Source organism: Streptomyces sp. NPDC043746 (assembly GCF_056436485.1).
The window spans coordinates 62,733-75,887 of record NZ_JBWKCM010000017.1 but is presented as its reverse complement, the minus strand read 5'-3'; the positions used below and the strand labels follow the sequence as shown (position 1 = coordinate 75,887).

Annotated in this window: 12 protein-coding genes; 1 reads left to right on the top strand and 11 read right to left on the bottom strand. The window is 69.6% G+C overall.

Annotation, left to right across the window (positions count from 1 at the left end; translation table 11 throughout):
- Window positions 1-10 precede the first annotated feature (10 nt).
- From nuoK to AC0682_RS19485, 11 genes are read right to left on the bottom strand one after another with little or no spacing between them, the layout of a single operon-like run.
- Entirely contained in the window at window positions 11-310 is a 300-nt protein-coding gene (gene nuoK / locus AC0682_RS19535) for an NADH-quinone oxidoreductase subunit NuoK (protein WP_018490724.1), read from the bottom strand.
- On the bottom strand, window positions 307-1,176 hold the full coding sequence (locus AC0682_RS19530; RefSeq protein ID WP_254811946.1) for an NADH-quinone oxidoreductase subunit J: 870 nt from the start codon (window positions 1,174-1,176) through the stop codon (window positions 307-309). Before AC0682_RS19530 ends, nuoK begins: the two co-directional genes overlap by 4 nt.
- Window positions 1,173-1,883, bottom strand: coding sequence for an NADH-quinone oxidoreductase subunit NuoI (nuoI, locus tag AC0682_RS19525; RefSeq protein ID WP_478534186.1), 711 nt, complete (start codon window positions 1,881-1,883; stop codon window positions 1,173-1,175). The genes AC0682_RS19530 and nuoI overlap by 4 nt, the downstream gene beginning before the upstream one ends.
- Entirely contained in the window at window positions 1,876-3,276 is a 1,401-nt protein-coding gene (gene nuoH / locus AC0682_RS19520; RefSeq protein ID WP_254811948.1) for an NADH-quinone oxidoreductase subunit NuoH, read from the bottom strand. Before nuoH ends, nuoI begins: the two co-directional genes overlap by 8 nt.
- The gene (locus AC0682_RS19515; protein WP_254811949.1) at window positions 3,276-5,786 is read right to left on the bottom strand and encodes an NADH-quinone oxidoreductase subunit G; all 2,511 of its coding nucleotides are present in this window, start codon (window positions 5,784-5,786) and stop codon (window positions 3,276-3,278) included. Before AC0682_RS19515 ends, nuoH begins: the two co-directional genes overlap by 1 nt.
- The gene (nuoF, locus tag AC0682_RS19510) at window positions 5,783-7,156 is read right to left on the bottom strand and encodes an NADH-quinone oxidoreductase subunit NuoF (RefSeq protein ID WP_254811950.1); all 1,374 of its coding nucleotides are present in this window, start codon (window positions 7,154-7,156) and stop codon (window positions 5,783-5,785) included. The genes AC0682_RS19515 and nuoF overlap by 4 nt, the downstream gene beginning before the upstream one ends.
- Complete coding sequence (gene nuoE, locus AC0682_RS19505; protein ID WP_478534251.1) at window positions 7,153-7,977, bottom strand: NADH-quinone oxidoreductase subunit NuoE; 825 nt, start codon at window positions 7,975-7,977, stop codon at window positions 7,153-7,155. Before nuoE ends, nuoF begins: the two co-directional genes overlap by 4 nt.
- A gap of 29 nt (window positions 7,978-8,006) precedes the next feature.
- Window positions 8,007-9,329 carry an NADH-quinone oxidoreductase subunit D gene (locus tag AC0682_RS19500; protein ID WP_478534184.1) on the bottom strand — a complete coding sequence of 441 codons (1,323 nt, stop codon included), beginning with the start codon at window positions 9,327-9,329 and terminating at the stop codon, window positions 8,007-8,009.
- The gene (locus tag AC0682_RS19495; protein WP_478534182.1) at window positions 9,329-10,060 is read right to left on the bottom strand and encodes an NADH-quinone oxidoreductase subunit C; all 732 of its coding nucleotides are present in this window, start codon (window positions 10,058-10,060) and stop codon (window positions 9,329-9,331) included. The genes AC0682_RS19500 and AC0682_RS19495 overlap by 1 nt, the downstream gene beginning before the upstream one ends.
- Window positions 10,057-10,611, bottom strand: a complete 555-nt coding sequence (locus AC0682_RS19490; protein WP_018490715.1) for a NuoB/complex I 20 kDa subunit family protein — start codon at window positions 10,609-10,611, stop codon at window positions 10,057-10,059. The genes AC0682_RS19495 and AC0682_RS19490 overlap by 4 nt, the downstream gene beginning before the upstream one ends.
- An 18-nt stretch (window positions 10,612-10,629) precedes the next feature.
- Window positions 10,630-10,989, bottom strand: coding sequence for an NADH-quinone oxidoreductase subunit A (locus AC0682_RS19485; RefSeq protein ID WP_018490714.1), 360 nt, complete (start codon window positions 10,987-10,989; stop codon window positions 10,630-10,632).
- Window positions 10,990-11,819: 830 nt separating this feature from the next.
- On the opposite strand from AC0682_RS19485, the gene AC0682_RS19480 reads away from it, so the two are divergent.
- On the top strand, window positions 11,820-12,698 hold the full coding sequence (locus AC0682_RS19480) for a C40 family peptidase (RefSeq protein WP_478534180.1): 879 nt from the start codon (window positions 11,820-11,822) through the stop codon (window positions 12,696-12,698).
- Window positions 12,699-13,155 lie beyond the last annotated feature (457 nt).

Genomic DNA, 13,155 nt, shown 5'->3' with positions numbered 1-13,155 from the left:
TCCGGTCCCCTTACAGCTTCATCAGGCTGGCGTCGTCGACCGAGGCCGAGTGGCGGGAGCGGAACAGCGACACGATGATCGCGAGCCCGACGACGACTTCCGCGGCGGCGACGACCATCACGAAGAACGCGACGATCTGTCCGTCGAGGTTTCCGTGCATCCGGGAGAACGTGACGAGCGCCAGGTTGCACGCGTTGAGCATCAGCTCGATGCACATGAACAGCACGATCACGTTCCGCCGGATCAGCACTCCGCAGGCGCCGATCGCGAAGAGCAGGGCCGCGAGGTAGAGGTAGTACACCGGGTTCACTTGGCGGCCTCCGAATTCTCCGCCGCCGAGGCGGGGTTGGCCCCGCGGGCCGCGGCGTCCGCGTCCTCACGTCCGAGCCGCTCGCCGGAGCGCTGCTCCAGCGCCTTGAGATCGGCGAGCGCCTCCTGCGAGACATCGCGGATCTGGCCGCGGTCGCGCAGCGTCTTCATGACCGTCAGGTCGGACGGGGTGCCGTCGGGGAGCAGACCGGCGATGTCCACCGCGTTGTGCCGGGCGTAGACGCCGGGGGCGGGCAGCGGCGGGAGGTGCTTGCCCTCGCGCACGCGCTGCTCGGACAGCTCCCGCTGGGTCCGGGCCCGCTCGGTGCGCTCGCGGTGCGTGAGCACCATGGCTCCGACGGTCGCGGTGATCAGCAGGGCACCGGTGATCTCGAAGGCGAAGACGTACTTGGTGAAGATGAGGTTGGCGAGCCCCTCCACGTTGCCGCCGTGCAGGGCGTTGGCGGCACCGAGCCCGTTGAACGTGGACAGCGACGCGTTGCCGATGCCCCCGATCAGCAGGATGCCGAAGCCGAGCCCGCAGCCGACGGCCAGCCAGCGCTGCCCCTTCAGGGTCTCCTTGAGGGAGTCCGCGGCGGTGACGCCGACGAGCATGACGACGAAGAGGAACAGCATCATGATCGCGCCGGTGTAGACGATGATCTGGACGATGCCGAGGAAATAGGCGCCGTTGGCGAGGTAGAAGACGGCCAGGACGACCATGGTCCCGGCGAGCGCCAGTGCGCTGTGCACGGACTTCTTCAGCAGGATCGTGGAGAAGGCGCCGATCACGGCGACGGTCCCCAGGATCCAGAACTGGACGGCCTCACCGGTGGAGGTGGTGGTGGCCGCGGCGATCGCGTTCATGCGCCCGCCCCCCTGCCCTGCCGTACGCCGCCCGTGGCCGCGGACTGGGAGTCGGGGTCGGGGTCGGCGGACTCGTCGGGCTTCTCCCGCTCGCCCCTGGAGAGCGTCGGCTGCACCACCGTGCCGGGGGCGGCCTCGGTGACCAGGCCCCGGTAGTAGTCCTGTTCGTCCATGCCGGGGTAGATCGCGTGCGGGCTGTCGACCATGCCCTCCTCCAGCCCCGCGAGCAGCTCGTCCTTGGTGTAGATGAGGCTCTCGCGGCTGGTGTTGGCCAGCTCGAACTCGTTGGTCATCGTCAGCGCCCGGGTGGGGCAGGCCTCGATGCAGAGTCCGCAGAGGATGCAGCGCGCGTAGTTGATCTGGTAGACGCGGCCGTAGCGCTCTCCCGGGGAGTAGCGCTCCTCCTCGGTGTTGTCCGCGCCCTCCACGTAGATGGCGTCCGCCGGGCACGCCCAGGCGCACAGCTCGCAGCCGACGCACTTCTCCAGGCCGTCCGGGTGGCGGTTGAGCTGGTGGCGGCCGTGGAAGCGGGGCGCCGTCACCTTGGGCGTCTCGGGATACTGCTCGGTCAGCCGCTTCTTGAACATGGCCTTGAAGGTCACGCCGAAGCCGGCCACGGGGTTCTGGAACTTCTCCCCCGCCGAACCCGATTCGCCCGAGGACCCAGCGGATCCCGATGAGCCCGTGAGCTCTGGTTTCTCAGACACCGCCGGCCTCCTTTCCGTCACTCGCGTTTCCGTCACTCTGAGTATCGGGTCCACCACTGACAACGAGCTCCCGCTCGCGCCTCGGCACCCGCCTGGGCACCGGCGGCAGGGTCTGCCCGGGCAGCGGCGGCACCGGATATCCGCCCGCCATCGGGTCGAAGGCCGGCTCCGGTCCGGCCGCGGCCTCCTGGGCCCTGGCCCTGCGGTCCCGGAACATGTCGACGACCAGGGAGATCAGTAGGACCGCGAGCACGGCCCCGCCGACGTACAGGACGATCCGGGAGAAGTCGTACCCCTCGTTGCGCAGCGCGCGGACGGTGGCGACCAGCATCAGCCAGCCCACCGAGACCGGGATCAGGACCTTCCAGCCGAGCTTCATCAGCTGGTCGTAGCGGACGCGTGGCAGGGTGCCGCGCAGCCAGATGAAGAAGAAGATCAGCAGCTGGAGCTTGAGGAAGAACCAGAGCATCGGCCACCAGCCGTGGTTCGCCCCCTCCCAGAACGCGGAGATCGGGTACGGGGCGCGCCAGCCGCCGAGGAACAGCGTCACCGCGATCATCGACACGGTCACCATGTGGATGTACTCGGCGAGCATGAACATCGCGAACTTGATGGAGCTGTACTCGGTGTTGAAGCCGCCGACGAGGTCGCCCTCGGACTCCGGCATGTCGAACGGTGCCCGGCTGGCCTCACCGACCATCGTCACCATGTAGATGATGAAGGACATCGGCAGCAGGATCAGATACCAGCGGTCCGCCTGCGCCTCCACGATGGCGGAGGTCGACATCGACCCGGAGTAGAGGAAGACGGAGGCGAACGCGGCGCCCATGGCGATCTCGTAACTGATCATCTGGGCACACGAGCGGATCCCGCCGAGCAGCGGGTACGTCGAGCCGGAGGACCAGCCGCCGAGCACGAACCCGTACACCCCGACCGCGCCGACGGCGAGGATGTAGAGCGCGGCGATCGGCAGGTCGGTGAGCTGCATCGTCGTACGGGTGCCGAAGATCGAGATCTCGTTGCCCGCGGGCCCGAACGGGATGACCGCGACCGCCATGAAGGCGGGGATCGCCGCGAGGATCGGCGCGAGGACGTAGACCGCCTTGTCCGCGCGCTTGACGACGACGTCTTCCTTCAGCATCAGCTTGACGCCGTCGGCGAGCGACTGGAGCAGTCCCCAGGGGCCGTGCCGGTTGGGGCCGATGCGCCGCTGCATCCAGGCGACGACCTTGCGCTCCCACACGATGGAGAAGAGCACGATCAGCATCAGGAACGCGAAGCAGAAGACCGCCTTGAGCAGCACCAGCCACCAGGGATCGGTGCCGAACATCGAGAGATCCTCGGCGGCGAGGACGGCACCCCCGGGCGCCGTCGTGAGTGCGGTGAGGCCCATCACGCTCGTACCTCCGATGGTTCGACGGGAGCGCCCGGTGCGGCGGCGGGGCCGATGCGCACCAGGCCGCCGGGGTTCGCACCGGTGTCGGCGGGGATGCCGCGTCCCACCGAGTTCAGCGGCACCCAGACCACGTGGTCCGGCATGTCGGTGACCTGGAGGGGGAGTTCGACGGTTCCGGTGGGGCCGGTGACGGCGAGCAGGTCGCCGTCCTTGACGCCGGTCTCGGCCGCGGTGGCGGGCGAGAGCCGGGCGAGCGCCGCGTGCCGGGTCCCGGCGAGCGCGGTGTCACCCTCCTGGAGCCGGCCGAGGTCGAGCAGCATCCGGTGGCCGGCGAGGATCGCCTCTCCGTCGCCCGGCCGGGGCAGTGGCTGCGCCGACTCGCGCGGGTCGTCCGCGTGGCCGCCGTCCCAGCCGCCGAGCCGGTCCAGCTCGCGGCGGGCGGCGGTCAGGTCGGGCAGCGCGAAGTGCACGTCCATGGCGTCGGCCAGCATGTGCAGCACGCGGGAGTCGGTCGGGCAGAGCGTACGGGGCATCTGCTCGGGCTTCAGCGCCGCCTGGAACATCCGCACCCGGCCCTCCCAGTTGAGGAAGGTGCCGGACTTCTCCGCGACGGCGGCGACCGGGAGGACCACGTCCGCCCGCTCGGTGACCGCGCTCGGCCGCAGCTCCAGCGAGACCAGGAATCCGACCTGGTCCAGGGCCTCCATCGCCCGGGCCGGGTCGGGAAGGTCCTCGACGCCGACCCCGGCGACGAGGAGAGCGCCCAGTTCGCCGGTGGCCGCGGCCTCGATGATCTGGCCGGTGTCGCGGCCGTGACGGGAGGGGAGTTCGGCGACGCGCCAGACGGCGGCCACCTCCTCCCGGGCCCGCGGGTCGGTGGCCGGACGGCCGCCGGGGAGCAGCGACGGGAGCGCGCCGGTCTCCACCGCGCCCCGGTCGCCCGCCCGGCGCGGAATCCACACCAGGCGCGCGCCGGTCGCGGTGGCGGTACGAATAGCAGCGGAAAGTGCGCCGGGCACCCCCGCCAGCCGCTCCCCGACGATGATCAGGGAGTGCTCGCCGCGCAACGCCTCTGCGGCAGCCGCCCCTTCGGCGTCCAGGCCGACCCCGCCCGCGAGCGCGTCCAGCCACTCGGTCTCGGTGCCGGGGGCGGCGGGCAGCAGGGTGCCGCCCGCCTTCACCAGGCCGCGCGTGGCGTGCGAGGCGAGGGCGAAGGTCTTCTGGCCGCTCTTGCGGTGGGCCTTGCGGAGCCTGAGGAAGACGCCGGGGGCCTCCTCCTCGGACTCGAACCCGACGAGCAGGACCGCGGGGGCCTTCTCCAGCGCGGTGTACGTGACCCCCTCGCCGTCCAGGTCCCGGCCGTGCCCGGCGACGCGGGCGGCCAGGAAGTCGGCCTCCTCGGCGCTGTGGACGCGGGAGCGGAAGTCGATGTCGTTGGTGTCGAGGGCGACCCGGGCGAACTTGCTGTACGCGTAGGAGTCCTCGACGGTCAGCCGGCCGCCGGTCAGGACGCCGGTACGGCCCCGGGCGGCGAGCAGTCCGGCCGCCGCGACCTCCAGCGCCTCGGGCCAGCTCGTCGGCTCCAGGACGCCGTCGGCGTTGCGGACCAGCGGGGTGGTGAGGCGGTCGCGCTGCTGGGCGTAGCGGAAGCCGAACCTCCCCTTGTCGCAGATCCACTCCTCGTTCACCTCGGGCTCGTTGGCCGCGAGGCGCCGCATGACCTTGCCGCGCCGGTGGTCGGTGCGCATCCCGCAGCCGCCCGCGCACTGCTCGCACACCGAGGGGGTGGAGACCAGGTCGAAGGGGCGGGAGCGGAAGCGGTACGCCGCCGAGGTCAGCGCGCCGACCGGGCAGATCTGGATGGTGTTGCCGGAGAAGTACGACTCGAAGGGGTCGCCCTCGCCGGTGCCGACCTGCTGGAGGGCGCCCCGCTCGATCAGCTCGATCATCGGGTCGCCCGCCACCTGGTTGGAGAACCGGGTGCAGCGCGCGCAGAGCACGCACCGCTCACGGTCCAGCAGCACCTGGGTGGAGATGGGGACGGGCTTCTCGAAGGTCCGCTTCCTGCCCTCGAAGCGGGATTCGGCGTCGCCGTGGGACATCGCCTGGTTCTGCAGCGGGCACTCGCCGCCCTTGTCGCAGACCGGGCAGTCCAGCGGGTGGTTGATCAGCAGCAGCTCCATCACGCCCTTCTGCGCCTTCTCGGCGACAGGAGAGGTGATCTGCGACTTGACGACCATGCCGTCGGTGCAGGTGATGGTGCAGGAGGCCATCGGCTTCCGCTGGCCCTCGACCTCGACGATGCACTGGCGGCAGGCGCCGGCCGGGTCGAGGAGCGGGTGGTCGCAGAAGCGCGGGATCTCGATGCCGAGGAGTTCGGCGGCGCGGATGACCAGGGTCCCCTTCGGGACGCTGATCTCGATGCCGTCGATGGTCAGCGTGACCAGGTCCTCGGGCGGGATGGCCGCCTCGCCGCCCCCGGAGGGCGCACTCGTGGTGACTGTCATGCGTTCACCCCCCGGTGAGCGTGTGCGGTCTTGTCGTCGGCCCAGGCCGTGGATTTCGCGGGGTCGAAGGGGCAGCCCTTGCCCGTGATGTGCTGTTCGTACTCCTCGCGGAAGTACTTGAGCGAGGAGAAGATCGGGGCGGCGGCGCCGTCGCCGAGCGCGCAGAACGACTTGCCGTTGATGTTGTCGGCGATGTCGTTGAGCTTGTCCAGGTCGGACATCTCGCCCCTGCCCGCTTCGAGGTCGCGCATCAACTGGACCAGCCAGTACGTCCCTTCGCGGCAGGGAGTGCACTTGCCGCAGGACTCGTGGGCGTAGAACTCGGTCCAGCGGGTGACGGCCCGCACCACGCAGGTCGTCTCGTCGAAGCACTGGAGCGCCTTGGTGCCGAGCATGGAGCCGGCGGCGCCGACGCCCTCGTAGTCGAGGGGGACGTCGAGGTGCTCGTCGGTGAGCATGGGGGTGGAGGAGCCGCCGGGGGTCCAGAACTTGAGACGGTGACCGGGGCGCATCCCGCCGCTCATGTCGAGCAGTTGGCGGAGCGTGATGCCGAGCGGGGCCTCGTACTGGCCGGGGCTGGCGACGTGGCCGCTGAGCGAGTAGAGCGTGAAGCCCGGGGACTTCTCGCTGCCCATCGACGTGAACCAGTCCTTGCCCTTGTTCAGGATCGCGGGAACCGAGGCGATGGACTCGACGTTGTTCACCACAGTGGGGCAGGCGTACAGACCGGCGACCGCAGGAAAGGGGGGCCGCAGCCGGGGCTGGCCACGCCGTCCTTCGAGAGAGTCGAGCAGCGCGGTTTCCTCACCACAGATGTACGCACCGGCGCCCGCGTGCACCGTGAGTTCCAGATCGAGCCCTGAACCCAGGATGTTCGTCCCCAGATAACCCGCCTCGTACGCCTCCCGTACGGCCTCGTGCAGTCGTCGCAGCACGGGGACGACCTCACCGCGCAAGTAGATGAACGCGTGCGACGAACGGATCGCGTAGCAGGCGATCACGATGCCCTCGATGAGGCTGTGCGGGTTGGCGAAGAGGAGCGGGATGTCCTTGCAGGTCCCCGGCTCCGACTCGTCGGCGTTGACAACGAGATAGTGCGGTTTGCCGTCTCCCTGCGGGATGAACTGCCACTTCATCCCGGTGGGGAAGCCGGCCCCGCCGCGTCCGCGCAGACCGGAGTCCTTGACGTACGCGATGAGGTCGTCGGGGTCCATGGCGAGGGCCTTGCGCAGCCCCTCGTACCCCTCGTGGCGGCGGTAGGTCTCCAGGGTCCAGGACTCGGGCTGGTCCCAGAAGGCGGAGAGGACGGGGGCGAGCAGCTTCTCGGGGCTCGTCCCGTTGTGGTCGATCTCGGCGGCCAAGGTCATCACTCCCCCTCCTCGGCGATGGGCCCGGCCGGGTGCTCCGGGTCGGCGGCCGAGGTCTGCTGCGGTGCGTCGTGCGAGCTGAGGTGCTCGGACGGCGAAGGGTCGTGCGGCTGCCCGTCCTTGGGCCGGCCGTCGCGCGGGGCGACGACCCGGGCCTTGGGCAGCGCCTCGCCCTTGGAGAGCCGGAGTCCGACGAGGGAGGCGGGCCCGGCGCCGCCGGTGGCCTCGACGGCGCCGGGGCGCTCGTCGGGGAAGCCGGCCAGGATGCGGGCGGTCTCCTTGTACGAGCAGAGCGGGGCGCCCCGAGTCGGTTCGACGGTCCGCCCGGCGATCAGGTCGTCGACGAGCTGCGTGGCGCTCTCGGGCGTCTGGTTGTCGAAGAACTCCCAGTTCACCATCACGACGGGGGCGAAGTCGCAGGCTGCGTTGCACTCGATGTGCTCGAGGGTGACCTTGCCGTCCTCGGTCGTCTCGTTGTTGCCGACGCCGAGGTGCTCCTTGAGCGTGTCGAAGATCGCGTCGCCCCCCATGACCGCGCACAGGGTGTTGGTGCAGACCCCTACCTGGTAGTCACCGCTCGGCTTGCGCCGGTACATGGAGTAGAAGGTGGCGACGGCCGTGACCTCGGCGGTGGTGAGGCCCAGCGTCTCGGCGCAGAAGGCCATGCCCGTACGGGAGACGTACCCCTCCTCGGACTGGACGAGGTGGAGGAGCGGCAGCAGTGCGGAGCGGCTTCCCGGGTAGCGGGCGATCACCTCCTTCGCGTCCGCGTCGAGCCGGGCGCGCACGTCGGCCGGGTAGGGGGTGGCGGGGAGCTGCGGCATCCCCAGACTGACCTCTTGATTTGCTGCGGTCACCGGTCGACGCCTCCCATCACGGGGTCGATGGACGCGACGGCGACGATCACGTCGGCGACCTGGCCGCCCTCGCACATCGCCGCCATGGCTTGCAGATTGGTGAAGGACGGGTCCCGGAAGTGGACCCGGTAGGGGCGGGTGCCTCCGTCGGAGACGACGTGTGCGCCGAGTTCGCCCTTGGGGGACTCGACCCCGGCGTACGCCTGTCCGGCCGGGACCCGGAAACCCTCGGTCACCAGCTTGAAGTGGTGGATCAGGGCCTCCATGGAGGTGCCCATGATGTTCCTGATGTGGTCGAGCGAGTTGCCGAGGCCGTCCGCGCCGAGGGCGAGCTGGGCGGGCCAGGCGATCTTCTTGTCCGCGACCATGACCGGGCCCGGCTCCAGGCGGTCCAGGCACTGCTCGATGATGCGGAGCGACTCGCGCATCTCGTCCATCCGGATCAGGAAGCGTCCGTAGGAGTCGCAGGTGTCCGCGGTCGGCACCTCGAAGTCGTAGGTGTCGTAGCCGCAGTAGGGGTCGCTCTTGCGCAGGTCGTGCGGGAGCCCGGCGGAGCGCAGGATCGGTCCGGTGGCGCCCAGCGCCATGCAGGCGGTGAGGTCGAGGTAGCCGACGTCCTTCATGCGGGCCTTGAAGATGGGGCTGCCGGTGGCGAGCTTGTCGTACTCCGGCAGGTTCTTCTTCATCGTCCTGATGAACTCGCGCAGCGCGTCGACCGCGCCCGGGGGCAGGTCCTGGGCGAGGCCGCCGGGGCGGATGAACGCGTGGTTCATCCGGAGCCCGGTGATCAGCTCGAAGAGGTCGAGAACCAGTTCACGATCGCGGAGGCCGTAGACCATGATCGTGGTCGCGCCCAGCTCCATACCGCCGGTGGCGATGCAGACCATGTGCGAGGAGATCCGGTTCAGCTCCATCAGGAGCACGCGCAGGATCGTGGCCCGGTCGGGGATCTGGTCCTCGATGCCGAGGAGCTTCTCGACGCCCAGGCAGTACGCCGTCTCGTTGAAGAACGGCGTCAGGTAGTCCATCCGCGTGACGAAGGTGGTGCCCTGGGTCCAGTTGCGGAATTCGAGGTTCTTCTCGATCCCGGTGTGGAGGTAGCCGATGCCGCAGCGGGCCTCGGTGACGGTCTCGCCGTCGATCTCCAGGATCAGCCGCAGCACACCGTGCGTGGACGGGTGCTGGGGGCCCATGTTGACGATGATGCGTTCGTCGTCGGACTTGGCGGCGGATTCGACGACCTCGTCCCAGTCTCCGCCGGTGACTGTGTAGACAGTCCCCTCGGTCGTGGCACGGGGCGTTGCGTGGGGAGTGGTCATCAGGAGTACGACCTCCGCTGGTCCGGAGCCGGGATCTGGGCGCCCTTGTACTCGACGGCGATGCCGCCGAGCGGGTAGTCCTTGCGCTGCGGGAAGCCCTGCCAGTCGTCCGGCATCATGATCCGGGTGAGGGCGGGGTGCCCGTCGAAGACGATGCCGAAGAAGTCGTACGCCTCGCGCTCGTGCCAGTCGTTGGTCGGGTAGACCTCGACGAGGGACGGGATGTGCGGGTCGCTGTCCGGGGCGGAGACCTCCAGCCGGATGATCCGGCCGTGGGTGAGGGACCGCAGGTGGTAGACGGCGTGCAGCTCGCGTCCCTTGTCCCCGGGGAAGTGGACGCCGCTGACACCCGTACAGAGCTCGAAGCGCAGGGCGGGGTCGTCGCGCAGGGTGCGTGCTACCTGGACCAGGTGCTCGCGGGCGATGTGGAAGGTCAGCTCGCCGCGGTCGACGACGGTGCGCTCGATGGCGTTCTCGGGGAGCAGCTCCTGCTCCTCCAGGGCCCCTTCGAGTTCGTCGGCCACCTCGTCGAACCATCCGCCGTAGGGGCGGGAGGCGGGGCCGGGCAGGGTGATGGTGCGGATGAGGCCGCCGTAACCGGAGGTGTCGCCGCCGTTGTTGGCGCCGAACATGCCCCTGCGGACGCGGATGACCTCGCCACCGGTGTCGCGCGGGGCGGGTACGGCGCTGCCGTTCTGCTCGCCGCCGTTCGCGTTCGGGTTCTCGGTCACCGCAGGAGCCCCTTCATCTCGATCAGGGGCAGCGCCTTGAGGGCCGCTTCCTCGGCCTCACGGGCGGCCTCCTCCGCGTTGACCCCGAGCTTGCCGTCCTGGATCTTCTGGTGGAGCTTGAGGATGGCGTCCAGCAGCATTTCGGGGCGTGGGGGACACCCCGGGAGATAAATATCAACCGGGACAATATGGTCAACACCCTGAACAATTGCGTAATTGTTGAACATACCGCCCGATGATGCGCAAACTCCCATGGAGATCACCCACTTGGGGTTCGGCATCTGGTCGTAGACCTGCCGCAGCACGGGCGCCATCTTCTGGCTGACCCGTCCGGCGACGATCATCAGGTCGGCCTGGCGCGGCGATCCGCGGAAGACCTCCATCCCGAACCGGGCCAGGTCGTAGCGGCCGGCGCCGGTCGTCATCATCTCGATGGCGCAGCAGGCGAGGCCGAACGTGGCCGGGAAGACGGAGGACTTCCGCACCCAGCCGGCGGCCTGTTCGACCGTGGTCAGCACGAAGCCGCTGGGCAGCTTCTCTTCGAGTCCCATGGTGTGCTCCTCAGCCCCTCAGTCCCATTCCAGGCCGCCGCGACGCCAGACATACGCATAGGCGACGAAGACGGTGAGCACGAAGAGCAGCATCTCCACGAGCCCGAAGATCCCCAGGGCGTCGAAGGAGACGGCCCAGGGATAGAGGAAGACGATCTCGATGTCGAAGACGATGAAAAGCATCGCCGTCAGGTAGTACTTGATGGGGAAGCGGCCGCCTCCGGCCGGTGTCGGCGTGGGTTCGATGCCGCACTCGTACGCTTCGAGCTTTGCCCGGTTGTACCGCCTGGGGCCGATAAGCGTGGCCATGACCACGGAGAAGATCGCAAACCCTGCCCCCAGGGCGCCGAGCACGAGGATGGGCGCGTAGGCATTCACGCTCCTCGCTCCTTCCAGTCGTCCTTGACCGTTGGACCGCATCGGGCGACCGGCTCGCCACCTCACCAAGATCGTGCACATGTGAGGCAGTTCACAAGCCCGACTGCCCCGCATCCTATGCCCGTCGCCCTGTGATCTGCGACACGGGGTACGACAACGTCTTTGTGATCTCCACCACCTGACGAAGGATCATGAAGTCGTATGAGCGGTGATCTTCATACGCGAAGCGGCGAAGTGATCACGAGACGTGACATTCGCCGGTGTTACCCCTGGTCAAAGAGGTATGGCGCTATCAATAGACAGCCACTACAAGCAAATTGGCGGTGGACGGCGGTGGAGTGATATGCGAGCGGATCTTCATCACCCCTCACCCGGACGAGGGGCGGCGAGGACCGAAGAGGACGTGTGCACGCATTCACGAACTTCCCGGATCACGGACGGGCGACCCCCGGGGGGAGGGAGGGCGACCGGGGCCGACCGCGGGCCGCACCCGCCGGACCGGCGCACCCCGATCGCACGCCGACCGGCAACCCCCGACGGCACCCGCCGGGGGTTGCCCGCCACCGGCCACTCACCCTGTGACCTGCGCCACGGCGGCCGACCCGCACGGAAGCCGGGCTTGGCCATGGGCACGAACGGATGGTAGGTGGCGGGCAATTCGGGCGTATTACCGAAAGCCCGTGATCACGACCTTGATCACGCGTGCCCGTTTTGCCCGTTACGGCGTCAATAAGGGCCTCCGGGAAGCGGATTCACAGATTCCGGACGTAACTGTGTCGCAACACACGTTTCTTGATGGGACCCCTACAGCCCTGATAGCGCTAGTACTCATGTCCCACACCGCTCACATACCCAGCCACCGGAAGCCCCGCCGTCGCGCCTCGAAGTCGGCGCTGCGAGCCGGAGTTGCCGGTGGCGTCCTCAGCACCGTCGCGGTCGCGGGTGCGGCCGGTCCGGCCCAGGCCGAGCCGGTGACCCAGACGATCGAGATGCCCACCATCACCTCCGGGCTCTCCACCGCCGTCGCCGCCTCCGCGCAGGCCACGCAGCAGATCGCCCTCGACCTGGAGGCCCAGGCCCACGAGGACGCAGCGGCGGAGAGCGCCGCGAAGGCCGCGAAGAAGGCCAAGGCCGAGGCCGTCCGCAAGGCGGAGGCCGAGAAGAAGGCCGAAGCCGCCGCCAAGGCAAAGGCGAAGGCCGAGGCAGAGGCCAAGGCGCAGGCCGAGGAGCGCGCCGCGCGCGCCTCCCGCACCACCGAGCGCACCACGCTCAGCGCCCCCTCCCGCTCCTCCTCGGGCAATTCGGCCTCCACCACGGCCTCCGCGCCCGCCCCTTCCACCTCGTCGAACGCCACGGGCTCCGCGGCCTCCATCGTCGCGTTCGCCAAGGCCCAGGTCGGCGACGCGTACGTCTCCGGTGGCACCGGCCCCAACGCGTGGGACTGCTCCGGCCTGGTCCAGGCCGCGTACCGCTCGGTGGGCATCAGCCTGCCGCGCGTCTCGCAGGCCCAGTCGACCGCCGGCACCCAGGTCTCGCTGAGCAACCTCCAGCCCGGGGACATCCTGTACTGGGGCGCCGCGGGCAGCGCGTACCACGTGGCGATCTACGTGGGCGGCGGCCAGTTCGTCGGCGCGCAGAACTCCAGCACCGGTACGGTGCAGCGCTCCATGGACTACGACCGGCCGACCGGCGCGGTCCGCGTTCTCTGATCCACCAGCAGCACCAGCGGTTCGGGCGCGCCCGGCCGTGCACGGCTGAGGGCCGCCACTCCCCGCTCGGGAGTGGCGGCCCTCAGCCGTCGCCACGGTGCGGTCGGGGGCGGGTGGGGCCGCCTCCGGGGCGCGCGTCGCCCATCTGGGGCTCGTCCGGTCGATCATGCGGCTACCTCATGACCGGGTCGGTGAGGTGGACAGGGGGCGGGGTGATCCGGGTGATGCCGTGTGGGAACGGCTGCGGCCGTTCCTGCCGGTCAGCAACGGGTTCGAGCCCGTGCTGGAGAGGATCCGCGTCCTCAGGCGGGGCCCGGGCCGGCCCCGCAAGAAGCCCGACAGCATCGCGGCACACGAGGCACACGAGGCACACGGCAACGGACCCTGCCGCGAGCACCCGCGACGACGCGGCATCCCGCACACCATCCCGAAGACGACCGACAGCCAGGCCGCCCGC